This is a genomic window from Cytophagia bacterium CHB2 (assembly GCA_030263535.1).
Lineage (GTDB): Bacteria > Zhuqueibacterota > Zhuqueibacteria > Zhuqueibacterales > Zhuqueibacteraceae > Coneutiohabitans.
The window spans coordinates 1-26482 of the sequence record SZPB01000037.1 but is presented as its reverse complement, the minus strand read 5'-3'; the positions used below and the strand labels follow the sequence as shown (position 1 = coordinate 26482).

Here is a 26482-nt window from a genome sequence, read left to right as displayed (position 1 = left end):
TCTCCGAGATTGATCTGTTGACAACAAATATAATGCCTGGAAGCTTCCAAAGCCAATACCTGGCTATGTCTAAGAACTGATTTTTGCCAAACTACAGTTCTATTACTAAAAACGATTTCTTTGCTTCTTTTGGCTAACACTTAAAACCGCGAATCAACGCCAATGCTTTTTTATTCGCGTTAATTCGCGCTCATTCGCGGTTGCACTTTTTTGCTCCTATGTTGTGAGAATGAGTCTTCGGTCTGCCTGAAATCCATCGTAGTCTTTTGATTAACAAAAGTGGCCGCGATCATGCTTTCTTGTTGACCTCGCCAGGCTCTTCGCGCAGCGTGGGAGGCCGCGCGATGACGGCTTCTTTGCCGTTCGCAGCCGGCGCGCCGCGCAAGTCCTGCCAGGCGCTGCCAATTTCAGCGCCTGCCACAAAAATGATGGCGGTGTAATAAATCCACAACACCAACACCACCAGCACGCCGAACGACCCGTAAATCACATCGAACTTGCCGAGATTGGCAAGATAAAACCCGAACAGCCATTTGGCGATTTCCCAAAACAACGCGACCAGCACGGCCAGCGTCAGGATGATGCGCGTCGGAATTTGTTGCTCGAGCGGCAAGCGATACATGAGAAAAAACATTGCCGAGGAGGCCGTGAAGGCCAGGGCCATTGCAATAAAGCTGTTGAGTTTTCGAAAATCATAACTGTGCGCGGCGAGCCATTCGGCCAACCAATTTTGCAAATCCGTGATGACATATGAGATGCCGAGTGAGAGAAACAACAGCAAGCCGGCCAGCACCACCATGCCGATGTCGAACAATTTGCCGGTAATGAGATTGAATTTCAGCTTGCGGCGAAAGGTGATTTCCAGCACCGCGCGAATGCCGCCAAACACGCGCGAGGCTGCGAGCAGCAGCGAGATCAGGCCGACCGCACCGATGATCTTACGGTCTTTGATGAATTGCTGCAGGCTGCTTTGCAGCTCGGTGAGCGTGATGGGTAGCGCGCGCTCGAGAAACGCGAGAATATCCCGATGCGTCTGCTCGGAGGATTCCAGCAGATAGCCGGAAATCGAGATCAAGATCAGCAGAAACGGCAGGATGCACAGCATCAAATCGAACGCCAGCCCGGAGGCGAGAAAGGGGCCGTAGTCCCGGTCAAACCGGCGGGCGGCTTCGCGCAAAATATTCCAAGTGTACTTGGGTTTCCTCAAAACAGACATGGCCCGGTTTCCTATGCCAGGTTTTTTTCGTCTTTGAAGAGAATACTCACCGCTGGACGGCGCGCCGCCGGCGTTCCACCTCGGCCAAATATTCTGCAAACAATTCCGGCTCCAATCCCTGCATTTCGGCGCGCACGTCGAAAGCAATTTCTTTTTGCAGTTGCGATTGATCAATGTAAAGGCAAAGCATGAATTGTTGCAGCGCGTCTTTGCGTTCGAGCATGAGTTTGCCGCCGAGCAAGGAACGGCTGCGTTTGGCAAGGGCGAGCAGAAACGTATTGCCGGCGGGAATCTCTATGGCGTTGTCCCGCCAGGCATAAAACGGCCACAAGCCTTTCATCGTGACCGCATCATCGTTTTCCAGCGAGAGGCGGCGTAAAATCTGGCGCAAGTTCACGTGTTGCAACGACAGCAAATCCACTTCGTACGCCTCTGTGAAGAGCAGGCGTATGTAAGCGAGATTGGCGTCTTTCCAGCGCTTGAGCGCATACGCGGCATCGCCGAGATAACCCCAATGCACCGGGCGCGCCAAGTCAGGATGCGCCGTCGCGAGATCGAGCAGATCGCGGTGCGCCTCCTGCCAATGCGCCAGAGCTAGATGGCATACCCCGCGGTGCAGAATTTTTTCCGCAGCGCCGGCAAAAAGCGTTTCGGTAAAACGTCCCGTCAGCAGCCGCCGCGCCAGCAATTGGCGCATTTGCATGGCGGCTGCGGCCGGCAGTGTGCCCGCATGATACGCCGCGTTGGTCAGATGCCATAGTTCCGCGGCTTTTGTGACGGACATTCTCGCGTGCGCCCCGGCGTAGCGCGCGAATTGGCACGTCGCAGCCAGTACCTCGAGGTCCGCAAGATAGGGATCGATTTCCTTGGCCACTTCGAGGCTGTCCCAGGCCTGGTCAAATTCAAATGCGTCAAGCTGGGTTAGCGCGCGCTCTTTATGCTCAATGGCATTCGAAAAAAGATTGGCTTGTGTTGCAAACACGTCAACTCACCCGGCGCGAATCTGTGATCGTCATAAGGGATTTCACCCTGACGCCTTTTCTGTGCTGGCTTCTTGCCTTACTTGCCATATTCTTCCCAGCTCTTGATGTGCAAATCTTCCAGGCGCTTGTGCGTCACCGCATGCGCGAAACGCTTGGCAAGCTGCACTTCGGTAATCAAGGGAATGGCAAAATCAACCGCTTTGCGGCGAATGATATAGTCGTTGGTCAATTCTTCTTCTTGAAAATTTTTGGGAATGTTGATCACCAAATCGATTTTGCGTTCGGCAAGATATTCCAGCACATTGGGGCTGGCTTTCTCCAGCGGCCAGTGCAGCGTCTCGGTTTCGATGCCGGCCTGGCGCATGAATTCGGCTGTGCCGGCGGTGGCATACAGCTTGATGCCGTGCTCATACAGCGCGCGCGCCGCCGGCACGAATTCCGCTTTTTGTTCGATCGGGCCGGTTGACAACAGCACATTCTTCACCGGCAAGCGGTTGCCGACGGAGAGCAGCGCTTTCAAAAATGCTTCGTCAAAATCGTCGCCGAGACAGCCGACTTCGCCGGTTGAGCTCATTTCCACGCCGAGGGTGGGATCGGCGCCGATCAGCCGCGTGAACGAAAATTGCGGCGCTTTCACGCCGACGTATTCCATATCGAGAAACGATTTGTCGACTTTATCGATGCGCTCGCCCATGATCGCGCGCGTGGCAAGATCGATGAAATTCAACCGGTACACTTTCGAAACGAACGGAAAGCTGCGCGAGGCGCGCAGGTTGCACTCGATCACTTTCACTTCGTTCGCGCGCGCGACGAATTGGATGTTGAACGGGCCGGTAATCCTCAACGCTGCGGCGATTTTGCGGGCAATCGTGCGAATGCGGCGAACCGTTTCAATATACGTGAATTGCGGCGGCAGCACCAGCGTGGCGTCGCCCGAGTGCACGCCGGCATACTCGATATGCTCGGAAATAGCGAACACGATCAGCTCGCCGTTGGCCGCCACCGCATCGATTTCAATCTCTTTGGCATTTTCGATGTATTTGCTCAGCACGATGGGATGCTCGCGCGAAACCGTGGTGGCTTTGGTGAGAAATTTTTCCAGTTCGGCGTCATTGGAAGCCACGGCCATGGCCGAACCGCTCAACACGTATGACGGCCGCACCACGACGGGATATTGGGCCTTCGCCGCAAACGCTTTGGCCTCGGCGAGCGAATTCAGCTCACGCCACTCCGGTTGATCGATGCCCAACTCGTCGAGCAGTTTGGAAAATTTATGCCGGTCCTCCGCCATGTCAATCTGCTGCGGCGAGGTGCCGAGCACGTTGAGGCCGGCTTGTTGAAATTTGAGCGCGAGATTGTTGGGCGTTTGCCCACCCATCGCGATGATCACGCCGAGCGCCTGTTCTTTTTCATAAATTTCATAAATCGTTTCGAAACTCAGTTCATCAAAATAGAGGCGATCACACTCGTCATAATCCGTGCTCACGGTTTCGGGATTATAGTTGATCATGATCGTGCGATAGCCGAGCTGCTTCAACGTCATGACGGCATTGACGCAACACCAATCGAATTCCACCGAGCTGCCGATGCGATACACGCCCGAGCCGAGCACGATCACCGCCTGCTTGCCGCTGGCGGCCACATCGCTGGCGTTGCCGTTGTAGGTGAGATAAAGAAAATTCGTTTGCGCCGGGTATTCCGCGGCCAGCGTGTCGATTTGTTTAATGAAGGGGGAGAGACCGTAATTCTTGCGCATGCCCCGCACCTCGGCTTCACCGGTTTCGAGAATATTGGCAATTTGGCCGTCGGAGAAACCGGTTTTCTTGGCTTTCTCCAGCACGCCGCGCGGGCAAATGCCGCCGGCATAAATTTTAAGATGGTCGGCCACCTCCAAAACATTTTTGATCTTGTAGAGAAACCATTTGTCAATGTGCGTCAATTCGTGGATGCGTTCGACGGTGTAGCCGCGCGCCAGCGCCAGGGGAATGGCAAAAACGCGCTCATCCGTGGGATAGCTTAGTTCCTCGTCAAGATCCCCGAACGTAAGATGATCGTTGCCGATCAAGCCATGCACGCCGATGTCGAGCATGCGCAGCGCCTTTTGCAAGGCTTCCTCAAAACACCGGCCGATGGCCATGACTTCGCCGACAGATTTCATGCCCGAGCCGATGCGTTTCGACACCTTGCGGAATTTCTTCAAATCCCAGCGCGGAATCTTGACCACGACGTAATCCAGCGCCGGCTCGAAGCAGGCCATGGTGGTTTGCGTGATGGAATTCTTGAGATCGACAAGACTATACCCGAGCGCGAGTTTCGCGGCCACGAACGCCAACGGATAACCGGTGGCCTTGGAGGCGAGCGCGGAGCTGCGCGACAAGCGGGCGTTGACTTCGATGACGCGATAATCTTCCGAATGCGGATCGAGTGCATATTGAATGTTGCACTCGCCTACGATGCCAAGATGGCGAATCGTGCGGATGGCGATTTCGCGCAATTTGTGATACTCTGTGTTGCTCAACGTCTGGCTGGGCGCGACCACGATGCTTTCGCCGGTGTGAATGCCCATGGGATCGAAATTTTCCATGTTGCAAACCGTGATGCAATTATCGAAGCTGTCGCGCACCACTTCATATTCGATCTCTTTCCAGCCTTTGAGGTATTCTTCCACGAGAATTTGATCAGTGTAGCTCAGCGCTTTCTCCGCCAATTCCACCACTTCCTGCTCGTTCGTGCAGAGTCCGGAGCCTAAGCCGCCGAGTGCGAACGCGATGCGAATCATGACGGGATAGCCGATTTCTTCCGCCACCCGCACGGCTTCCGCGCGCGAGGTGACCGCCACGCTGCGCGGCACTTTCACACCGATCTCGCGCAACCGTTCTGCAAACAAATGGCGATCTTCCGTGTCATTGATGGTGGCGATCGAGGTGCCGAGCACGCGCACGCCATGGTTTTCAAAAACATTATTGGCCGCCAGCGCCAGGCCGCAATTGAGTGCGGTTTGCCCGCCAAAACCCAGCAGAATGCTGTCCGGTTTTTCCTTGGCAATTACTTGCTCGACGAAGTAGGGATTGACCGGCAGAAAATAAACTTTATCGGCGAGATGCTCGGAGGTTTGAATGGTGGCGATGTTGGGATTGATCAAAATACTCTGAATGCCTTCTTGCTTCAGCGCTTTGATGGCCTGGCTGCCGGAATAATCAAATTCACCGGCTTCGCCGATTTTCAAAGCAGCGCTTCCCAAAACAATAACTTTTTGCGGAATCGGTGACATTTAGTCGCTGTGTTTTAATGGTGAACAAATCACATCTAATCGAAAATCACGCGCGCGTTGAATTCAAAAAAAGTCTCAACAAGACAAGTGCAACAATAATACTCGTTGCGCATAAAAGCAAGTCGCAGTATTGAATTTGCAAAACATTGCGCAAAAGATTATATTGCGGCGCAAAAAGCGATGGATTCATGAAAACAAAAATTGCGCACCTCACACAAAAAAACCTTACCGAAGTCATCCGCGCGCGCCGGCACTTGCATCAACATCCCGAGTTGAGCTGGCGCGAGCGCGAAACCAGCCAATTCATTCGCCAGTGGCTGGAGAAATTCGGCATTGAGTTTCGCGTGGCGAAAGATTTTTACGCCACCATCGGCATCATCCGCGGGCACAAGCCCGGGCCGGTGGTGGGTTTGCGGGCTGACATTGATGCCCTGCCGATCGTGGAAAAAAGTGTTGTGCCGCATTGCTCGCAAAATGCCGGCGTGATGCATGCCTGCGGCCACGACGGCCACACTGCGACGCTTCTGGGCGCAGCGCAGGTGTTGGCACAACTGCGCGAAGAGATCGCCGGCACGATCGTGTGCGTGTTTCAACCGGCGGAAGAAGACGGCGGCGGCGGGCGGAAACTGCTCGCCTCCGGCTTGCTCGACGATCTCGGCATTCAAGCATTTTTCGGATTGCACGCCTGGCCTTACCTGCCAGTGGGCGCCATCGGCGTGCGCTATGGCGCGATGATGGCGGCCATTGACGATTTCAAGTTCATCGTGCATGGCAAATCCGGGCACGCGGCACATCCCATGACGGCCATCGATCCGGTATGGATTTCCGCGCAGATCATCAATGCGGTGCAGAGCCTGGTCACGCGCGAGCGGCATGGCGCGGATCCCGTGGTCATCAGCATTGCCACGATTCACGGAGGTTCGGCGGACAATGTTATTCCGTCGCACGTTGAAATGACAGGCACGATGCGCACGCTGCAACCGGAAACGCGCAGCCGCATGAACCATCGCCTGGTCGAATTGGTTAAAGGCGTCGCGCAAACCTTTGGCGGTTCCGCGGAAGTTGAAATCGAAGCCGGCTATCCCTCGTTGATCAATTCCGATCACATGGTGCAGCTTGTCGCCAAAACCGCAGCCGAACTGGCGGGCGCGAAAAACGTGGTGGAGCTGGCCGAGCCCAGCATGGGCGGGGAAGACTTCGCGTACTATTTGCAAAAATACTCCGGAGCTTTTTTTCGTCTCGGCGTCGGGCCCCGGCCGTCGCTGCACGCGGATACGTTTGATTTCAACGATGACGCGCTCGAGCTTGGCGTGCAGATGATGGCAAACGTTGCCATTAATTGCTTGAAGGAGATGCCCTAGCGCCTGCTTTGGGTTCTGCAATTCTCACAAAAAATATTCCAAAATAGTTCAGGTACGAAAGACCATGATAAAAACATGCAGTTGGTTTTTGTTGAGTGTGATGGCCGCCGCCTTCCTGTCGTGCAACTTCGATCAGGGTTTGGGCGTGTTGGAATCCAAGATCAGCGGCAAGGTTTATTTTCTGGGCACGGATTCTCGCCCGCAGAATGTCGATGAAGTGCGGGTCGTGGCAGCCGCAAATTTTCCGCCGCAAGGTTTTGGCGACGTGTTTTTCAGCGAGGCGATTCCGTTTGCCGGCGACAGCGCTGCTTATGAAATGCCGTTACCGGTGGATAATTATCCCGCAGTCGCTGTGCTCTGGAAACCGCGCGGCGAAGATTGGAATTTCACCAGCCTGCTGGGTTTTTATGGTTTCGATCCCAGGACGCTCTCCGCAAGATTGCAGCCGGTGAATTTAACCAATGATCAACCGGTTGCCGATCATGTCGACATCGTTGCGCTCTGGAGTTTCGCGCAATTCGATGCGCACGTGGAAGGCGAGATCACCTTTCAAGGCCAGTGGCCGGAAGACACGGAAATTGTGCTGCTCGGCGCGTTCAATGTCATGCCAAATTTAAACGACATCGTAAACTCTCTTGTTTTTATCGGCGGCATTGATTTCGCCGTGCCGCGCTTTGTCGAGAGCTATCGTTATCGCATGGCGGTGCGCAACGGCCAGTATCAATTTCTTGGCCTGTTTTGGAAAGGCCGGGGACTGGCGTGGGACAAGATTCGCGCGATCGGATTTTATCCCGCCGGCAACGATCCTACCAAACCCGGCCAGTTTACCTTGCCGCCCAACGGCACGATTTCAAACATCAATTTTGTTGCGGATTTTGGCACCCTGCCTGATGGTGTAAAGATCGGTGGAGGATTTTAGACGCAAAAGAGATGTTCTTGATAAGGATCAACGGTCAAATAATTTTCTCACTCTTTCACCGCGAATACACGCGAAGCATCGCGAATTAAACAGCATTAGCGGCCCTTCGCATTGATTCGCGGTTTAAAGAAAATGAGCAGGTTAATTAAATGGCGATCCTAAATGCGTATAGCAAAAAATCAGTGAAAATCCGTGTTCATCCGTGGCTGAAGAAAAAACATTCGAATTCAACTATTGATAAATTAAGCACGGGAGCAAACCCTTGAGTCATATAAAATTTTCTATCATGCAATCCTTAAACAAGACGATTGGTTTTCGGCTCGCCCTTCTTCTCATTTTTGTTTCAGCCTTCGCAGAAACCGCCCGGCCCTTCGGCGACATCACCGGCCACATTCGCGATGCTGAAACCGGCGAGGCCCTGCCCGGCGCGAATGTGTTTGTTGCAAAAACTCTGCTGGGCGCGAGCGCGGATGCCAACGGCCGTTTTCACATTGCAAAAGTGCCCGCAGGCTCATACACGCTGAGCGCTTCTCTCATCGGCTATGCCACGCAGCGCGTGACGGTTCGCGTCAATGACGACTCGACGATTGTCATCCATCTCGCGCTACGAACTTCCGCGATTCTTTTCGATCAAGTCATCGTCACCGGCTCGCGGCAGGCCGAGGAACTGAATGCCGCCGCCAACAGCGTGAGCGTGCTGGCGGATATGGAAATCCGGCAACGCAACCGTTTTCGCATCGACGAGGCGTTGCAAAGCATGTCCGGCGTTCAGCTCGTCGGCGAAAATGTCAGCGTGCGCGGCGGCACAGGCTACAGCTTGCTCGGCCTGGGCGGCAGCCGCGTGTTGATGTTGATCGACGATGTGCCCGTGCTCACCAGCGACCTGGGCCGCGCGAATTGGGATATTTTGCCGGTCACGGAGATCGACCGCATCGAAGTGTTGAAAGGCGCGGCTTCGGTGCTGTACGGCTCGGGCGGCATCAGCGGCGTGGTGAATGTGATCACGCGCGAGCCGGCGACCTCGCCGCAATTCTCGTTTCGCCAAAGCGCGGGACTCTATGACGATCCCTCGGTGCCGGAATGGATTTGGACGGATCGTACATTGTATTTCACCCGCAGCGATGTGAGTTACACCAATGTCATCGGCCCGCTGGGATTCCGGCTTGCGGTGTCGCGCCATACCTCGACCAGCGACCGCGAGAACGGCGATTTCAGCCGCTGGTATGTCAGCAGCAAATCCGTCATTCGATTTAAAGATGAATCGCATCTGCGCTTGTTTGTCACCTACAACCGCGATGCGCGCGGCTTCTCGCTTTTCTGGAAAGAGCAAAATCACGCGCTCATCACCGATTTTCACGATCGCATCACGGTGGACGGCTTTGCCGCTTCCGCCATTTACAACAAGCTGCTCAATCCCACGCTTGCCTTTAAAACGCGGCTTTCATATAACGCACAACTCATCGGCCTGCCCTTCAATCTTTCGAAAGATTTCAAACCCGCGCTGGGCATGAGCGGCGAGTTGCAAGCCAACTGGCTGCCGCACGTCAATCACAACCTAACGTTCGGCGTTGATTATCGCCGCGACATGGTTGAATCAAAATATTATGGCGATCATCAAGCTTCTTCGGCTTCGCCCTATGTGCAGGAAACCTGGAAACTCTCCGGTATTTTGCAATTGAGCGCGGGCGTGCGCTACGATCATTACGTGCTGGTCGGAGATTCGGCGGAGACGCAGTTAAGCCCGAAAATCGGCTTCAGCTACAATCCCTTTCCCGCCACCATTTTACACGCTTCGATTGGCCGCGGCTTTCGGGCGCCTTCGATTGCCGAACGCTTCAGTGAAAGCCGGCCGGGCGACAATGTGCGGCTGTTCAGCAATCCCGATTTGAAACCGGAACGCTCGACGCTGATTGATTTTGGCGTGCGCCAACGCTTTGGCGAATATGTTGCCGCTGAAGTGACGGCGTTTGCCAATGAGTATTATGATCTCATCGAACTGCTGTCGATCAGCACGCAAAGCCTGGAACTGCAATTCCGCAATTTGGCGCATGCGCGCGTGCGCGGCCTGGAATCCGAGATTAATGTCGCGCTCTGGCGCAACCGCATCAATTTGCGCGGCCACATGACGTACTTGGATTCCCGCAGCCTCGCGACCGATCCGCTCTACCAATTGGCCATCGACGATCCGCTGCCTTACCGCCCCAAGTGGAGCGCCTTTATCTCGCCCGCGCTGCGTCTCGGTCCGTGGGCGTTCGAAGCGGATTATCGTTACGCTTCGCGCTTTGAACACGTTTCATTCTTTGGCGGCGATGAACGTGTGCCGCAAAAAGTATTGGATCTGCGCGCGCAATATCGCTGGCAGCAATTCGCGCTGTTGTTTCAAATCAAGAACTCGATCAACTACAATTACACCGTGGTCGAGCGCAGTTTGAGCGAGATTCGCAATTTTTCCCTGACATTTTCCGGCGAATTTTAGTTCGACTACGTCAAGTCACGGCAACCCCTCTTTAAATGTCATTCTGGGAAGAATCTTGTGAAATCGCAGGCAAATTACCGAGGGCCTCACAAGATTCGTCAAATGACATTTCGAAGAAGTTGCTTCTAAAATTAAGGCGCCAGAGTACTGGGCAAATGAGCTTACTTGCACGCTAACCACACGAAATACGCAATAACGTTTTTTTGCTTTCTTTCGGGTGTTTCGCGGGCAAAATTTGATGCGATTCAGTAGAGCAGAGGCGATGAGTTCTCAAGCGCGCACAACTCCGCAAGAATCGGGTGGTTGGCGAGCGGCAGATTTTTTATCTTCGGCCATTCAAAACAAGGAGTGCGATATGCCCGCTTTGAAATATGCCCAATCTGCCGACGACTATCGCCGCATCGAGCAGGCGATTCTCTTCGTTGAAAAAAACTTCCGCCGCCAGCCGAGTCTCGACGAAATTGCCCGCAGCGTCTATCTCAGCGAACATCATTTTCAACGGCTCTTCAGCCGCTGGGTCGGCATCAGTCCCAAGCGTTTTCTGCAATTTTTGACCAAAGAATACGCCAAGAAACTGCTGGAACAGTCGAGTAATCTTCTCGACGTGACCTACGAAGCGGGGTTGTCCAGCCCGGGGCGCTTGCATGATTTATTCGTGGCGTGTGAAGCGGTGACCCCCGGCGAGTTCAAAAGCGAGGGCGAAGGCGTGAACATCGCTTACGGTTTTCATGACACGCCGTTCGGCGAGTGCCTGCTCGCGCGCACGGAGCGTGGCATTTGCGGCCTTTATTTTGTTAAGAATGAAAATCGCAAGCAAGCGCTGGGCTATCTCAAAGCCAATTGGCCGAAAGCGGCTTTGCGTGAAGCGCCTGCGGCCACCGCGCCCTTCATTCAACACATTTTTGCGCCTGCCGGAAAAAACAAAATGGCGCCGCTGCATTTGTTCATCAAGGGCACCAATTTCCAAATCAAAGTGTGGGAGGCGTTGCTGCGCATTCCAATGGGCGGGATGGTTTCGTATGAAGATATTGCCGCGCATCTCGGCATGCCGAAGGCCTCACGCGCCGTGGGCAATGCCGTGGCAAAGAACCCGGTGTCGTTTATCATTCCGTGCCATCGTGTCGTGCGCAAAGTCGGCGAGACCGGAAATTATCTCGGCGGCCCGCTTCGCAAGAAGGCGATTTTGGCGTGGGAAGCGGCGCGGGTCAACAGTGACAATAACAAAAGCGGCTCGGCTCTACCGGTCAATTGATTTACTCAATTGACTGATTGACTTTTCGAAAAGTCTAACAAAATTCAGCAAATTCTGGCCCACAAAATTGAAATCCCACGGAAAGAACTTTGGTTTGATTTTGTGGGATTTCGCATTTTGGTGGACGGATCTTACAGATGTAGAATTGTCTTCCTCTCTGGAACTGACGCATGCGCCGTATCCTCACCTGCCTGAGTATTTTCCTGCCCTTGGTGATTTACGATGTCCTCTTCGGCGGCGCCATCGCAGCGTTGCTGCAATCCGAAGGCTGGCAGGGCGCGGCGCAGCGCATCAATAATGTTTATCAACTCAGCTATGGCGTTGTGGTTGCGAGCGTCTTGGTGCTGGCCTTTTTCACATTCGGCAAACGGCGCGAAGCGCTTGCGGTGCTGGTTTTGTTTATCGGTTTAGTGGAAGACTCTCTCTTTTATCTTCTCATCACATTTCTAAATCCCTTCATTCAAATTCTGACCCAGGGCGCGGTTTATCGCGCGCCGGAAAGCATTTTGCCGGAAGGCGTGGCGAGCTGGCCGGGCTGGGTGAGCCGCATGTTTTTGGAATCCTTTTGGCGAATGCGGCCCTCGCACGTGTTGCTGCTCAATCTGGCTGCGTTGCTGCTGGCTGCAATCATTCTGTTCATCCCTCTCAAGCTCAAATCAAGCCAGTCATCACCCTGACAATTTTGTGCCCGGGGATAAATTTGAATGCGGGCCGAAAAAAAGCTTGCATTTAAAAGCGTCATTGTTAATTTATGAATGATTATTCATTCAGCACGTGCCCTCGCCAGACCACGCTAATTTATGAAAATACTTGCAAAAGCCACGAACGGCCGCACCTTGCGCGGCGACGACAAACGCAGCCGCATCTTGAAAGCCGCAGCCAAGACCTTCGCGCGCAAAGGTTTTTATCACACCAAAATCTCCGAAATCGCGCAACAAGCCGGCATCGCAGACGGCACAATTTATCTTTATTTCAAAAACAAAGACGACATTCTCATCACCCTGTTTGAAGAAAGCATGGGCAGTATTTTGGAGGAATTCAGCCGCAAGCTGGCAGCATGCCAAAATCCCGCGGAGAAAATTCGCGCCTTTGTTCATTTGCATTTCGAACTGGTGCGCACCAATCCCGATTTGGCGGCAGTGATGCAACTTGAGCTGCGGCAATCGCATCAATTCATCAAACAATACAGCGGCACGCGCATCAGCGATTATCTCAATCTCATCGGCAACATTGTTGACGAGGGTCAGGCCAGCGGCTTGTTTCGCAAAGATATTCTGCCGGGCATTTTCAAACGCGCGTTGTTTGGCGCGTTGGATGAAATGAGCACGCTGTGGGTGCTTTCAAAAACGAAGAAATATGATTTGCTGGAATCCGCGGAGCAGATCGGGGCTTTATTTCTCGAAGGCATGCTGGCCAATGCTTCTGCATTAAAGCCGGGCCCGCGGATGAAAGCCGCTAATGAATAAGCGTATCGCATGCACGATTGTGTGACGCGCTGAAAGAATTTTGTAAAATCTCAATCTTGTCTCTATACTTCACAAGAGTCCATCGGAATGACAGAATGAGGTATTCATAGAAATTAAAGTAGCAATGCACTCGATGGGTTTTTAGAATTGGATGATTGTTTTATCGCGGGCGAGAATTTTCAGACTCACTTTTCACAGAAGGAATACATCATGCGCGACGTCGTCATTGTAGAGGGCATTCGCACGCCCTACGCCAAAGCCGGCACGGATTTCAAAGATTTGCCGGCGCAAGAATTGGGGCGCATCGTGGTACACGAAATCATCGAGCGCAGCGGCATCGATCCGGAAATCATCGATGAAGTCGTGATCGGCAATATCGCGCAGCCGCCGGAAGCGACAAATATTGCGCGTGTGATCGCGCTCAACAGCGGCATTCCGCGCCACGTGCCGGCGGTAACGGTGGCGCGCAATTGCGCTTCGGGCATGGAAGCCATTGCCAACGCGCATCTTAAAATCTCGGCAGGCCTGGCCGACGTCATGGTCGCCGGCGGCGTCGAGTCCATGAGCAATATTCCGATTTTGTATCCGCCGGAATATGCCGAAGTGCTGGCGGAGGCCGCAAAAGCCAAATCCGTGGGCCAGCGCTTGAGCGCATTTTCTCATATGCGTCCCAAACATTTCAAACCCATCATCGGCTTGCAGGTGGGCTTGACCGACCCGGTGTGCGACCTCAACATGGGCGAAACCGCGGAAGTGCTGGCAAAGGAATTTCACATCACGCGCGAAGAACAGGATCGCTTCGCGTTGCTGAGCCACCAACGCGCCACCTGGGCGACGGATTCCGGCAAATTGCGTGAGGAGATCATTCCCGTCATGCCGCCGCCGAAATACAACACCGTGGTCGATGAAGACAACGGTATTCGCAAAAATCAAACGATGGAAGCTTTGGCAAAACTCAAGACGGTGTTCGATCGCGATTACGGCAGCGTCACCGCCGGCAATGCCAGCCAAATCACCGACGGCGCCGCAGCGGTGCTGGTGATGTCTGCGGAAAGAGCCAAAGCGCTCGGCCTGAAAATCATGGGCAAGGTGCGCGGCTATGCCTTTGCCGGGCTTGATCCCGCGCGCATGGGCCTGGGCCCCTCGGTAGCAACGCCCAAAGCGCTGAAGCTGGCCGGCGTTTCGTTCAAGGACATTCAACTCATCGAACTCAATGAAGCGTTTGCCGCGCAGGTGATCGCCAATGAAATGGTGTTTCGCGACCGCAATCTCTCGCAAAAGTGGCTGGGCCGCGAAGAGCCGATTGGCGAGATCAATCGCGACATTCTCAATGTCAACGGCGGGGCCATTGCGCTCGGCCACCCGGTGGGCAGTTCGGGAACGCGGCTCGTCTTGACTCTGTTGAAGGAGATGGAACGCCGCAATCTCAATCTCGGCCTGGCGACGCTGTGCGTGGGCGGCGGCCAGGGCGGGGCGATGGTGGTGGAGAGAGGTTGACTCAGAAACAATGTTTACGCGGATTCTATGGCAAAGCCATTCATTTTGAGCGGGTACATTGACCACGCGATGGCGCAGGCAGAATACGATAAATTGGAAGATGGAAAATTTGCGGGCCGTATTTCTGCGTGCAAGGGGGTCATCGCGTTTGCCCAAACATTGCATGCGTGCGAAAATGAGCTTCGCTCAACCTTGGAGGACTGGCTTTTAGTCGGTCTCAAATTGGGACACCAACTGCCGGTTATCGACGGCATCGATCTAAACGGGGAGCCGGTTTATGAGTCGATGGATACCGTGCAAGCGTAATGATTTCATCAAACGTTTGCGCAAAATTACCGGTCTGGCGACGCTATGCGTGGGCGGAGCGATGATGGTGGAGAGAAGTTAATGATTTTAAATTCATAAAACCTGTTGGAGTTACGCTATGGTAAATGTTGAGCAACTTGAGTTGCAATTCATAACCGATACGATCGGCGCAAAGACGGGAGTCATTTTGCCGATTGACAAGTTCCACGAGCTGATGCAGGACTTGGAAGATCTTGCCGCGGTTGCAGAAAGGCGTGAAGAGCCAACCCTGTCACATGAAGAATTATTAGCCGAGTTAAAGCGAGATGGGCTTATATAGTATCGCGTGGAAAAACTCTGCTGCAAAAGAGTTGAAAAAACTTCCCAAGGATACGATCGGGCGAATTCTGAAAGCGGTCGAGCAATTGGCCATGACGCCTTATCCTCCGGGAGTTAAAAAGCTGATTGGTGCCGAACACACGTATCGCATTCGGGCTGGTGATTACCGTATCATCTATAGTGTGACCACGGAAACGCTTATTATCGAAATTATCAAAGTCGGACACCGCAAAGATGTCTACGGTGGATAGGTAAGCGCGGCTTAACTATGGCAGAGTTTATATCACAAACAGTCATTTTTTTAACTAACAACGCTTTTACCGCTGTTGTTAATTTCCTGTCACTAATCAGTTTTCTTCTTACCGTTTCTGTATTTCTAACTCTACGTAAGATTCGAAGAAATTACGTTTTTAAAGGAAGAGTTCCAAAACTTGCTGAAGATCTAAAAAAGCACTCATCAAAAATTATTGAATGCTTGAATAATTTTGATGTTTTTCTTCCTGAAATTCAAGAAGAACTGGCTCGCGCAAAAGTTACTACCAAGTATCTCATAAAAAATACAGATGGGTCTCTAAGAGACGCGATTCAACAATTGGATTCGAAGATTAATACTTATGAAACAGATACAGGTGAAAGTGAATTACGAAAAATATACCTTGAAATGGTTAGCGTCAATACTGAAATACTCAATACTTTCGAAGACAAAACCTGGGAAATACAATCATGAGTGATCAAAGAAACAAATGGGATGAAGCTATAGCCAAGATGATTCAGTTGACGCAAGAGGGAAAACTCAAATGGGCGCCTTTATCTTCATTTGATCATTTAAAGAAACGTCCCGACGATCTCATTGAGATCGGATTCGAAGCCACTTTCAACAAAAAGAACCTCGCCCTTTACAAACGAATGTTTAAGAACCTTCGAATTAAAAAATTATCGCTAGCCGATGCGCTTGCAGGCTCAGCTTCGAACATAGAGGAATTCTGGGACGCCGAAATAATTATGCAATTTCTCAGCTCTGCTGGCCGACCATTGTGGGAATACCCAAGTGTGAACCTGCTTAAGGATTTGATGTCAGTTGTTCAATATCAGGTTGCCGGCGTTAATGAGTTTTTAAAAGAAATTTTGAACGAATCAAAATAGAACATAACGTCAAATTGATTTAAACACCCTCTATATCGTTCGTGAAAGAGCGAAGCTGATTGCGATGGAAAAGAATTGAGATTCACAGGAGTTCAACATGTCTTATGAAACCATCGGTATTGAGCCAAAATCACCGGAAGCTAAAATGTTCGAACCCAACTTTGCCTCTGCGTTTCGCTTCGAAACAGAAGGCGATACCGGCTTTTTGACGATCGACGTCCCCGGAGAAAAAGTAAATATCCTTTCATCAGGCGTGATGGAAGAGCTTGATCGCTGGCTCGATGAAATTGCCAAGCAACGCGAGCTTAAGAGTTTGGTGATCATCAGCGGCAAAGAAGGCAACTTTATCGCCGGTGCGCAAATCGCAGAGATCGAAGGCATCGCCAGTCCTGAAGAAGGCGCCGTGAAAGCGGCGCTGGGCCAGGCGGTGTTCGACAAGATCGCGGCGCTGCCCATGACTACGATTGCGGTAATCGATGGCGCCTGCGTCGGCGGCGGCCTGGAATTGGTGCTCGCTTGTGACTTTCGCATTGCCCGCGCTTCGGACAAAACGCGCCTCGGTTTGCCGGAAGTCCGCCTCGGCATCATTCCCGGATTCGGCGGCACGCAACGCTTGCCGCGGCTCATCGGCATTCAGCGCAGCCTGGATTTCATTCTCACCGGGAGAACCGTCGACGCCAAACGCGCCCATCGCGCCGGCCTTATCGATCGCGTTATTCCGGAAGAGTTCGGTCCGGAGATGATACGCAGCGTGGCGCATGCTTTTGCCATCGAGTTGCGCAGCGAGGCTTTGCGGCAGCGCATCAAGGCGCGCCGTCAAAAGTTGAATGCGCAAGGCTTTTTGCTCGAGAAAAATTTTCTGGGCCGCCGCGTCTTGTTCGAACAGGCGCGTAAGCGCGTGAAAGCGGAAGCAAAGGGCCATTATCCTGCACCGCTGCTCGCGCTGGAAGCGGTGGAAAAGGGTTATCCGCTCGATTTGCGCGCGGGCCTGGCAATTGAAGCGGAATTGCTCGGTAAAGCCATCGTCACCGGCGTTTCAAAAAACTTGATAAAAGTATTTTATCTCGCGGAAGAAATGAAACGCGACAAAGGCGTTGCGCATGTCAAAAGTGAGCCGCAAGAGTTCAAACGCCTCGGCGTGCTGGGCGCGGGCGTGATGGGCGGCGGCATCGCGCAATTGCTGGCGCACAACAACTTGCCGGCGCGCATGAAGGATGTCAATTTCGCCGCAGTTGCCAAAGGTACTGAGGCCGCGGCGAAAGTATTTAATGAAGCCGTGAGGAAGCGCAGGTTGACGCCGAAGGAAATGCAGAACAAAATGGCGTTGATTTCAGGCGCAGTGGATTATTCCGGTTTTCATCGCGTCGATCTCGTCATCGAAGCCATCGTCGAGAATCTTGACCTCAAGAAAAAAGTCTTCGCCGAGCTTGACAGCCTCGTGCCCGCGCACGCCGTGTTGGCGAGCAACACGTCTTCCCTGCCAATTACCGAAATGGCCAGGGCGACCAAGCGCCCGGATAAAGTTGCAGGCTTGCACTTCTTCAATCCCGTGCATCTCATGCCGTTGATCGAGGTGATTCGCGGCGAGCAAACGAGCGATGAAACCGTGGCGAGCCTGGTGGCGTTTGCGAAAAAGCTCGGCAAAACGCCGATCGTCGTCAAGGATTCTCCGGGCTTTTTAGTGAATCGCATTCTTGCGGTTTACATGGCGGAAGCCAGCCGCATGCTGCAAGCGGGCGGCACAATCGAAGAAATCGACAAAGCGCTGGTGGACTTTGGCATGCCGATGGGCCCGTTCAATCTCATCGACGAAGTGGGTATCGACGTTGCCGCGAAGGTCGGCAAGATCATGATTGAAGCGTTCGGCGAGCGCATGGGCGTCTCGGGCGCGCTGGATAAACTGGTCACCGACGGCCGCCTCGGCAAGAAAAACGGCAAAGGGTTTTATCTCTATCGCGGCAAAGAAAAGCAAATTGATCAGAATGTTTATGCCCTGCTCAATCTCGCGCCTGCCAAAGGCCAGCATTTCACCAAGCATGAGCCGGAGGAACGCTGTGTGCTCATGATGATCAATGAAGCGGCCATGTGCCTGAGCGAAGGCATCATTCGCCGCCCGCATGAGGTCGACGCGGGCATGATCTTCGGCACGGGATTCCCGCCGTTTCGCGGCGGTTTGTTGCGCTACGCCGACAGTCTGGGCAGCAATCGCGTTGTTGAACGATTGGAATACTATGCCGGCAAACTGGGAGATCATTTCAAACCCGCGGCGATGCTGGTGGAAATGGCACAGCAAGAAAAAAGCTTTTATAATTGACCAGTAAGCAAGCCGGCCACTTTTGACCGCTTTTGTTTGCACACGATAACGGACATGAGCACACGCCCATGCCCAAATGTTTCATGGCGAGGTCACTATGGCATCCGATGACAAGACCCAAAGTTTTCTGAAATCCCTTTTTGCGGGCGAAGTCCGGCAGGAAATCGTCTTTCCCTATCCTTTTATGCCGCCGCACGAGCAGGATGATTTGCGCATCATCATCGATTCGTTTCGCGAGTTTGCGCGCGATCACATCGACTCCGCGGCGATTGATCGCCAGGGTTTCATTGCCCAAGAAATCTTTGCCGGTTTGAAAGAATTGGGATTTTTCGGCTTGGCGATTCCGGAAAAATACGGCGGCGCAGGACTCTCGCAAACCGCTTACAGCCGGGTGTTCGAAGAAATTTGTACGGTCGATGCCTCCCTGGGGGTATCGCTGGGCGCGCATTTGTCGATCGGCAGCAAGGGCATCACCATGTTCGGCAATGACGCGCAAAAGGAGAAATATCTGCCCAAAATCGCCAGCGGTGAATACATGACGGCGTTTGCCCTCACCGAGGCTGGCGCCGGCAGCGACGCCGCCGGCATTCAATCAAAAGCCGTGCTCAATCGCGAGCGCACGCATTTTTCCCTCAACGGCGGAAAGATTTGGATCACCAACGGCGGTATTGCAGACGTGTTTACGGTGTTTGCCAAAACGCCCATGGCAGCGGGCGGCGCGCAACAGGACAAGATTTCAGCATTCATCGTTGAGCGCAGCTTCAAAGGTTTTTCCTCCGGTAAGCCGGAAGAAAAACTCGGCATTCACGGCTCGAATACAACGGCGTTGAATTTTGACAACATTGCCGTGCCGGTGGAAAACATGCTCGGCCAGATGGGCAAAGGTTTCAAAATCGCCATGGAGATTTTGAACACTGGCCGTCTGGGCCTGGCCAGCGGTTGCGTCGGCGGCTGCAAGGCGCTGCTGACGAAAGCGACGGAGCATGCGAAGAATCGCAAACAATTCGGCAAAGCCATCGGCCAGTTCGAGATGATTCAAGAGAAAATCGCGCGCATGGCCGCAGACACTTATGCCGCAGACAGCATGGTCTATCTCACCACGGCCCTGGCCGATCGTAAAGGTATCGATTATTCGCTGGAATCCGCGGCCTGTAAGGTTTTTGTGAGCGATGCGCTCTGGCGCGTTGTGAATGAAGCGATGCAAATTGCGGGCGGCATCGGCTATTCTCGTGAATATCCGTACGAACAGGCAATGCGCGACGCGCGCATCAATCTTATCTTCGAAGGCACAAACGAGATTTTACGCGCCTTCATCGCGCTGGCCGGCATGGAAGGTCCGGGCGAATATCTCAAAAAAATCGGCAACGCGCTGCGCGATCCGATCAAGGGCTTCGGCCTGTTGACCGGCTACGCCGCGAGCAAGGTGAAAGACACGGTCGCGCATGATCATCTCACGGGTGTGCATCCGAAGTTGCATGATGCCGTCGAGCGTTTCAACGAATCGGCCAAGGGCTTGCACCAAGCCACCGAGCAGGCATTGATCAAGCACGGCAAGGGCATCATCTTAAAGCAATTCGACCAACGCCGTTTGGCTGATGTTGTGATTGACACGTACGCCATGGTTGCCGTCATCGCGCGCGTTGACACCTTATTGAAAAAAAATCATGCCGGGGTCGAGCAGGATTTGTTGCTGGCCAACACGTTTGTCGAAGACGCCTGGCGGCGCGCGCGGCGCAACTTGCGGCAGATGGATAAAAACCTCGATGGCGAACGCAAAAAAATTGCCGAAATGATTTATGATTTGAATGGCTATCGCTGGAGCACGAATGTCTAGTACACTGTTACCATGATTTCGTAGCCCTGCCCCCCTTGTGGGGCATTGTCCCAACCCGCGAATTTATTGGCCGCAGCAGCACCCCACAAGGGGGTGGGACTACAAAAAATTAAGATCTGGTTTTTATGATCACATGTTCGACAACGTGTTGAGTTCAAGGTGTAAGCCCAATTTCAAGAATCACCTGACGGAGAATATCGTGAAAATCATTTTGTGCATGAAGCAAGTGCCACTCAAAGATGCGCAACTCAAAATCGCGGGCGACCAGCTTTGGGTGGAGGAATCCAATCTCAATTTTGAAATCAATGAAAGCGATCACTACGGCCTGGAAGCAGCTTTACGCTTGAAAGAGGCGCACGGCGGGGAAGTGATCGTCGTCAGCATTGGCCCGGCCCGCGCGAAACAGGCGATTCAGCAGGCGCTGGCCAAGGGCGCGGATCGCGCGATTCACGTGACGCATGAGAAGCCGATCATGGATCCGTTTATCGCGGCGAAGCTGCTGGCCGCCGCGATCAAACCGGAGAATCCGGATTTGATTCTCACCGGTTTGCAATCGGATGACGCCGGCTTTGGCCAAACCGGCGTGGTGCTGGCGGAACTGCTGGGCTTGCCGCACGCGACACTGGTGATGGAAATTCAAGTGCAGGACGGCAAACTGAAAATCAAACGCGAGCTGGAAAGCGGCTGGTTTCAATATATCGAGTTGCCCAAGCCGGCGGTGCTCACCATTCAATCCGGCCTGGCGGCGATTCGCTATGCCACCATCAAAGGCATCATGGCGGCGAAGAAAAAGCCGCAACAAGACGTGAGTGCCGCCAGCCTGGGCGTCGATCTTGCGCAGGGTCAAATCAATTTTCAAAAACTCTACGTGCCCGTGAAAACGAAGAAAACGCAAATGCTCAGCGGCGACGCGAAAGCCGTGGCAAAAGAGCTGGCCGAAAAATTGAAGAATGAAGCGAAGGTGATTTGAAAATATCTAGGAGGGTAAGATTAACCGCGTTTCGATTTCCTGCAGAACCGCATTAAGGTTCGGCGCCGTAGATGCAATTGTTTGGCCCGTGCCGCCATCATGTTTGTGGTGAGGAAAAGTATCTTTTAAATCTTTGTGATGGCCGGTATTGTCATATCGAAATACAAACTTGTTCTTGTGGTCAATATAGTGGTATGTATACATCAAGCGATCTAGAGTGAATTCCACATCGGCGAACTCGCGCAGATGCAATATCGAACCGTCGAAGAAATAAATCTCGCCTCGAACAAAGCCGGTGTGGGTGCTGCGTTTATCATATGTGAGTTTGAACGATTGCACCGCGACACAAGCTTCAATGGTTTGTTGTAATTGCTGGAAAGAGGTTTCAATCCGCAAGCTTCACCTCTTGCAGGGTTACGACTTTTTCATTGAGACGCTCGAACAGTCGGTGTTCACCAATCCACTCCGCCAGCTCAAGGTTTTCTTCAAGCAGATTGTTTTCGTAACGGCGCAGAAATTCATGCGTCGGCATGCCGTAACGAGTTTCGAATTCCAACAATCTCTGTTGTGTACGCTTCAGGCCGGCTTGCAGCAATCGCAACTCATTTTGTAGCGCAGCCTCTACCAACGGTCGGAGTGGCAATGCGCGGTTCGACTGGAGAATTAAATTTGACATTTTAAGTGTCCTTATCTTTTTTGATTCCGGCTTGTTCGACTGAAGTCGAGAAACGTTCTGGTAAAGGTACTCGGGGAGCCGGTGAAAAACAATGAGAATCTTTTGGGTTTGAATAAAGATAATCGGAGAATAAAATGGCATCTGGAATTTTGGTTATCGTCGAACAAAACGACGGCAAAATCACCCGCATCGGCTGGGAAGCGCTGGCCGCGGCGCAGGAAATCGGCGCGGGGCTTGGGCACGAAGTGTGCGCTTTGCTTTTGGGAAAGGGAGCAAGCGCTGCCGCCAAGGAGGCAGCGGCTGCCGCACTCAAACAAATTTGGTTTGCGGAAAACGCCGAATTGTCGCATTATACCCCGGACGGTTTCAGCGCTGCGGCCAAGCAAATGATCGAAAAATCGAAGCCGCAATATGTGCTGGCGGGACATTCGTATCAAGCGCGTGATTATTTTCCCAAACTGGCCGCGAGCTGCGGCCGCGGGTTGATTGCCGACAGCGTGGGCTATCGCATCGAAAATGGCGCCATCACGTTTGTGCGTCAGGCGTTCCAGGGCAAGATCAATGCGGATTTCTCGTTCAACGGTGAGCCGCCTTATTTTGCCAGCCTGCAATCCGGCGCGGTAAGCAGCGATAAGTTGAAAAAGGGCGGCAATGCCGCGGTGAGCGATGCCGGCCTCGATCTTTCCGGCGTCAGCATTCGCACAACTGTTTTGGAGATTTTCGAAGGCGTGAAAGGCAAGGTCGATTTGACCAAAGCCGATATTATCGTTTCCGTCGGCCGTGGCATCAAAGAGAAAGCCAACATGCCGCTGGTCGAAGAATTGGCCGGCGCCATCGGCGGCGAGCTTGCGGCCTCACGTCCGGTATGCGATGACGGTTGGCTGCCGCTGGATCGCCAGATCGGCTCTTCCGGGCAAACCGTTGCGCCCAAACTCTATCTTGCCGTCGGCATCTCGGGCGCGATTCAGCATCTCGTGGGCATGAAGGGCGCGCGCACGATCGTGGCCATCAACAAAGACGAGCGCGCTCCGATTTTCGATATTGCCGATTATGGCATCGTCGGTGATCTGTTCGAAATCGTGCCGGAACTCACGAAGGCGATTAAAGAAGCGAAGGGCGCATAAGCCGTGGCGGAATTTCTGTGCCGCACAGATTTCCGGGGGGAATTTAGTTCCTTTAAATCGTTGCCTTAAGAACAAAAATCCAGCGGATGGAAACAACCCAACTGATAATGAGCTTTTTCCTCTGCGGGGTTGATTCTATCCGTTGGCGGTTTCCTTTGAGTTGCGCTTTATCCGAGTTGCGAGTGTTGTAGCTCGATTTTGTCGGATTCACCGCTGCCTCGCAGAGCGCGCGAAAATTCAAACGATTTTTGCGTTGCGCTCTGCGATTGTTTTTTGAAGATGAGGCAGTCAAGGTAAGTTCAAAAACACAAGCCCTCGCTTGAACGTGATGCCCCTGGAATGCGTGACTCTTCGTTTAGCACACTTGTCTTCAACATGCCGTCGATGCGGCGTTTTGCCTGCCACCGCATTGCCGCAATGTCTCTCCCCTCATTTACCAAACTAGCGCAATGACTCCTGATCTGAATTATTTCATCAAACCCGAAGTCCAATCCGCGGAGGCTTACACGCTGCAAAAACGATCGGCAGCTATCAAGCTTGATCAGAACGAAAACCCCTTCGGTTTTCCCGCGGCGCTGCAGGAAGAATTTTGGCAGCGCGTCAAGTCGCGCGATTGGGCGCGCTATCCGGATTTTCATCACGAAGAATTGACGCAAGCGCTGGCGAAGCTCAACAACATGCCGCCGGAGCAGATTTTAGTCGGCAACGGCTCGAATTCCCTCATTCAGGCATTGCTGATGGTGACGATCAGCCGCGGCGCCGGCGTCGTCATCCCGCAACCCACGTTTTCTCTTTACAAACTCTCGGTGCAGATTCTTTCCGGCCTGCCTATTGAGGTTAAACTGAATCGCCAAGACTTTTCCTTGCCGGTTGAGCGCGTGCTCGAAGAAGCCAATCGCCTGCGCGCCAAAATGATTGTTCTGTGTTCGCCCAACAATCCAACCGGCGCGGCATATTCCCAAAAGCAAATTGAAGAAATTTTTGCGGAATTCCCCGGGCTTGTCGTGATTGATGAAGCGTACGCTGAATTTGCGCAGCAGGATTTTCGCCCGCTGCTGCGCACGTATGAAAATCTCATTCTGCTGCGCACGTTTTCAAAGGCTCTGGCCATGGCGGGCTGCCGCGTGGGCTATCTCATGGCGCATCCGGATCTCGTGCGCGAAATTCGCAAAGCGGCACTGCCTTACAACATCAATGTCTTCGCCGAAGCCGCGGCGTTGGTGGCGCTGGCGCACCGCGGGGAATTGCTGCAACGCGTGCAGGAGGTGATCCGCGAGCGAGATCGTTTGCTTGCGCTTTTGGAGCAAATGACGAGGTTGCGTATTTATCCCACCCAGGCCAATTTTTTTCTTACTGAATTTCAAGAACCCGTTCAGGAGGTTTTTGCGCATCTGCTCAGCCGCGGCATTTTAGTGCGCAACGTTAGTGCTCATCCCATGTTGGAAAAGTGCCTGCGCATCAGCATCGGTACTCCCGCCGAGAATGACAAACTGGCCGAAGCGCTGCAAGAGGTTTTGTAGATTGACTTTACACAATTTATTTGTTAAGTTAATGCCCGGCGCGACCGCAATGGAGCAAAAATGTTCGATAAAGATCTCCTACCATTAGTTTATAACATGAACACCACCATCATGTGGATTGCCGTGACGGTGGGCGTGCTATTATTCATCATTGGCTATTTCGCCGGGGGCCGGGAAAAAATGGGGCGCATCATCCTGTGTACGTTTACCATTACGATCATCAGTGTGCTGGGTATGCGCGTGCCGATGCTGATCTTCAGCGCCATCAAAGACAATTATAAATTTGTCACCCTGCCGCAATCCGAAGTCGGCGACTATCTGAAATCCAAGGAAGCAACAAAGGCGACCACGAAACCCGCAGATAGCGCGACCGAAAAGCAAGCGACCAACAACAACGACGAAGGCAGCACGGTTGATGTGCCGGTTGCGTTTCAAATTCTGACGCTTTTTTTGTACACCTTTTGGATCGCTTTTCTCGTGGGCATGGGGATATTTTTTTATGAGACGGTGATCGTGACCGCGGAGGAAATCGATAAAAAGTAACGCGCTTGTTCCTGTGAAACATTATTCATTGGCGCCGGTGAGAGCTTCCGCAAGATATATTGTTTGCGCATTGTTGATTTTCGTGGGGATGGTTTCCGCGCAAGCGCCTCCCGACCGGAACGCCGAGCGCGAATTCGTCCAACGCGTTTCCGCCGACAGCGCCAAGCGGTACGCGCGCGAATTGGCGGCGTTCGGTCCGCGTATGGGCGGCACGGATTCCAACCGGCGCGCAGCGCTTTACGTGCACCAAAAATTTCAATCATGGTCATTGCCCAGCACGATCGTGGACGATCCTGAAAAGCTGGTACATGAAGAACACGCTTGGCGCCTGCAAATCATCATTCCCGAAAAATATGATTTTTCCCGGCCCTGGCCTTATGGCTTTTCGCCGTCAACGGCCGGTCAGCAAGCCGAAGTCGTCTCCGCCGCATCAACAAAGAATGTTAAAGGCAAAGCACTCTTGACCGAAGCCATTGTTCGTTCACAGCAGTATGACGAATGGGCAAGCGCCGGGGCGGTAGCGATTCTATCTGACGGTCCGGGCCGCGACGGCGACTTCACCGAGTGGGCAATGATCAGCGAACTGCCCAGCCGCCTGTTCAATCCGATTCCGGTGTTTGCCATCAGCCGGAATGACGGCAACAGGCTGCGCGCTTTCATGAGCAAAGGCATAACGCCGCGCATCGCTTTCGAGCTGGCGAGCGAAATTTATAAGAGCCGTCCACAAACCGTCATTGCCAAAATCTCCGGCCGCAGCGGCGACAAACGGTTCATTTACTGCGCGCACGGCGATTCCGATTCCGGCGGCCCCGGGGCCGATGATAACGCTTCCGGTGTTGCCGTGGTTTTGGAAACCGCGCGCGTGTTGCAAGCGTTGATAACTGAGAACAAACTGCCGGCGCCCAAACATACGATTGAATTCATCGTATGGGGAAGTGAATATTTCTCAACCAACGCGTACATTGCGCGTCACGCCGAACATTTGGAAAGGATATCCGGCGTAATCAATTTTGATCAAGCCGGCGCCGGCGCGAAGCATCAAGCGATTTATTTCGAAAGCAACGAAGTCCCCTGGAATGAAACACTGCTGCGCACACTTGATGCGATTGGCGCGGCATATTGCGGCGAGGCGGGAATGTGGCGCGCTTACACCACCAATCCCTCGCAGGGCGGCACGGACGCTTACGCTTTCTTACCGCCGGCTTTTCTGGGCGTGTTGCAATCGCCGCATCGCATTCCGGCTACGACGATTTACACAGCCGCGTGGGATCAGCCCTCCATCCTGACGCAAAC

At 53.1% G+C, this 26482-nt stretch carries 24 protein-coding genes; 19 read left to right on the top strand and 5 right to left on the bottom strand.

Annotated elements, in window-relative coordinates; all coding sequences use genetic code 11:
- Positions 1 to 289: 289 nt before the first annotated feature.
- The 3 genes from FBQ85_06025 to carB form a co-directional block, all read right to left on the bottom strand.
- Positions 290 to 1216 carry a YihY/virulence factor BrkB family protein gene (locus FBQ85_06025; GenBank protein ID MDL1874719.1) on the bottom strand — a complete coding sequence of 309 codons (927 nt, stop codon included), beginning with the start codon at positions 1214 to 1216 and terminating at the stop codon, positions 290 to 292.
- Between the two features lie 46 nt (positions 1217 to 1262).
- Positions 1263 to 2198 carry a hypothetical protein gene (locus tag FBQ85_06020; GenBank protein ID MDL1874718.1) on the bottom strand — a complete coding sequence of 312 codons (936 nt, stop codon included), beginning with the start codon at positions 2196 to 2198 and terminating at the stop codon, positions 1263 to 1265.
- 77 nt (positions 2199 to 2275) lie between these two features.
- Entirely contained in the window at positions 2276 to 5470 is a 3195-nt protein-coding gene (carB, locus tag FBQ85_06015) for a carbamoyl-phosphate synthase (glutamine-hydrolyzing) large subunit (GenBank protein MDL1874717.1), read from the bottom strand.
- A gap of 188 nt (positions 5471 to 5658) precedes the next feature.
- On the opposite strand from carB, the gene FBQ85_06010 reads away from it, so the two are divergent.
- The 15 genes from FBQ85_06010 to FBQ85_05940 all read left to right on the top strand — a co-directional run bounded on the left by FBQ85_06010 (position 5659) and on the right by FBQ85_05940 (position 21326).
- The gene (locus FBQ85_06010) at positions 5659 to 6831 is read left to right on the top strand and encodes an amidohydrolase (GenBank protein ID MDL1874716.1); all 1173 of its coding nucleotides are present in this window, start codon (positions 5659 to 5661) and stop codon (positions 6829 to 6831) included.
- Between the two features lie 64 nt (positions 6832 to 6895).
- On the top strand, positions 6896 to 7750 hold the full coding sequence (locus FBQ85_06005) for a hypothetical protein (protein ID MDL1874715.1): 855 nt from the start codon (positions 6896 to 6898) through the stop codon (positions 7748 to 7750).
- Positions 7751 to 8036: 286 nt separating this feature from the next.
- On the top strand, positions 8037 to 10226 hold the full coding sequence (locus FBQ85_06000) for a TonB-dependent receptor (GenBank protein MDL1874714.1): 2190 nt from the start codon (positions 8037 to 8039) through the stop codon (positions 10224 to 10226).
- 355 nt (positions 10227 to 10581) lie between these two features.
- Positions 10582 to 11478 (top strand): methylated-DNA--[protein]-cysteine S-methyltransferase, encoded by an 897-nt coding sequence (locus FBQ85_05995; protein MDL1874713.1) that lies wholly within the window; start codon positions 10582 to 10584, stop codon positions 11476 to 11478.
- 170 nt (positions 11479 to 11648) lie between these two features.
- Complete coding sequence (locus tag FBQ85_05990; GenBank protein MDL1874712.1) at positions 11649 to 12155, top strand: hypothetical protein; 507 nt, start codon at positions 11649 to 11651, stop codon at positions 12153 to 12155.
- A 123-nt stretch (positions 12156 to 12278) separates the two neighbouring features.
- On the top strand, positions 12279 to 12944 hold the full coding sequence (locus FBQ85_05985; GenBank protein MDL1874711.1) for a TetR/AcrR family transcriptional regulator: 666 nt from the start codon (positions 12279 to 12281) through the stop codon (positions 12942 to 12944).
- Between the two features lie 210 nt (positions 12945 to 13154).
- Positions 13155 to 14441 carry a thiolase family protein gene (locus FBQ85_05980; protein ID MDL1874710.1) on the top strand — a complete coding sequence of 429 codons (1287 nt, stop codon included), beginning with the start codon at positions 13155 to 13157 and terminating at the stop codon, positions 14439 to 14441.
- Positions 14442 to 14483: 42 nt separating this feature from the next.
- On the top strand, positions 14484 to 14747 hold the full coding sequence (locus tag FBQ85_05975) for a type II toxin-antitoxin system HicB family antitoxin (protein ID MDL1874709.1): 264 nt from the start codon (positions 14484 to 14486) through the stop codon (positions 14745 to 14747).
- A gap of 118 nt (positions 14748 to 14865) precedes the next feature.
- Positions 14866 to 15066, top strand: coding sequence for a hypothetical protein (locus FBQ85_05970; GenBank protein MDL1874708.1), 201 nt, complete (start codon positions 14866 to 14868; stop codon positions 15064 to 15066).
- Complete coding sequence (locus tag FBQ85_05965; protein MDL1874707.1) at positions 15053 to 15316, top strand: type II toxin-antitoxin system RelE/ParE family toxin; 264 nt, start codon at positions 15053 to 15055, stop codon at positions 15314 to 15316. Before FBQ85_05970 ends, FBQ85_05965 begins: the two co-directional genes overlap by 14 nt.
- Before the next feature lie 17 nt (positions 15317 to 15333).
- Entirely contained in the window at positions 15334 to 15792 is a 459-nt protein-coding gene (locus FBQ85_05960) for a hypothetical protein (protein MDL1874706.1), read from the top strand.
- Complete coding sequence (locus tag FBQ85_05955; protein ID MDL1874705.1) at positions 15789 to 16208, top strand: hypothetical protein; 420 nt, start codon at positions 15789 to 15791, stop codon at positions 16206 to 16208. The genes FBQ85_05960 and FBQ85_05955 overlap by 4 nt, the downstream gene beginning before the upstream one ends.
- Before the next feature lie 97 nt (positions 16209 to 16305).
- Positions 16306 to 18522, top strand: a complete 2217-nt coding sequence (locus FBQ85_05950; GenBank protein MDL1874704.1) for a hypothetical protein — start codon at positions 16306 to 16308, stop codon at positions 18520 to 18522.
- A gap of 76 nt (positions 18523 to 18598) precedes the next feature.
- Positions 18599 to 20356, top strand: coding sequence for an acyl-CoA dehydrogenase (locus FBQ85_05945; GenBank protein MDL1874703.1), 1758 nt, complete (start codon positions 18599 to 18601; stop codon positions 20354 to 20356).
- Between the two features lie 199 nt (positions 20357 to 20555).
- Positions 20556 to 21326: an electron transfer flavoprotein subunit beta/FixA family protein gene (locus FBQ85_05940; GenBank protein MDL1874702.1), complete on the top strand. Its 771-nt coding sequence runs from the start codon at positions 20556 to 20558 to the stop codon at positions 21324 to 21326.
- 6 nt (positions 21327 to 21332) lie between these two features.
- On the opposite strand, the gene FBQ85_05935 is transcribed toward FBQ85_05940, so the two are convergent.
- Together FBQ85_05935 and FBQ85_05930 are read right to left on the bottom strand one after the other, a co-directional pair.
- Complete coding sequence (locus FBQ85_05935) at positions 21333 to 21722, bottom strand: hypothetical protein (protein ID MDL1874701.1); 390 nt, start codon at positions 21720 to 21722, stop codon at positions 21333 to 21335.
- Positions 21712 to 22143, bottom strand: coding sequence for a hypothetical protein (locus FBQ85_05930; GenBank protein ID MDL1874700.1), 432 nt, complete (start codon positions 22141 to 22143; stop codon positions 21712 to 21714). Before FBQ85_05930 ends, FBQ85_05935 begins: the two co-directional genes overlap by 11 nt.
- Between FBQ85_05930 and FBQ85_05925 the strand changes: the two genes are divergently transcribed.
- From FBQ85_05925 to FBQ85_05910, 4 genes are all read left to right on the top strand, one after another.
- Positions 22137 to 23126 carry an electron transfer flavoprotein subunit alpha/FixB family protein gene (locus FBQ85_05925; protein ID MDL1874699.1) on the top strand — a complete coding sequence of 330 codons (990 nt, stop codon included), beginning with the start codon at positions 22137 to 22139 and terminating at the stop codon, positions 23124 to 23126. The two genes, FBQ85_05930 and FBQ85_05925, sit on opposite strands and share 7 nt — an antisense overlap.
- Positions 23127 to 23575: 449 nt before the next feature.
- On the top strand, positions 23576 to 24646 hold the full coding sequence (gene hisC / locus FBQ85_05920) for a histidinol-phosphate transaminase (protein MDL1874698.1): 1071 nt from the start codon (positions 23576 to 23578) through the stop codon (positions 24644 to 24646).
- Between the two features lie 60 nt (positions 24647 to 24706).
- Positions 24707 to 25189 carry a hypothetical protein gene (locus FBQ85_05915; GenBank protein MDL1874697.1) on the top strand — a complete coding sequence of 161 codons (483 nt, stop codon included), beginning with the start codon at positions 24707 to 24709 and terminating at the stop codon, positions 25187 to 25189.
- Positions 25190 to 25202: 13 nt separating this feature from the next.
- Positions 25203 to 26482 (top strand): M28 family peptidase (locus FBQ85_05910; protein ID MDL1874696.1); only part of this gene is annotated, 1280 nt, incomplete at its 3' end.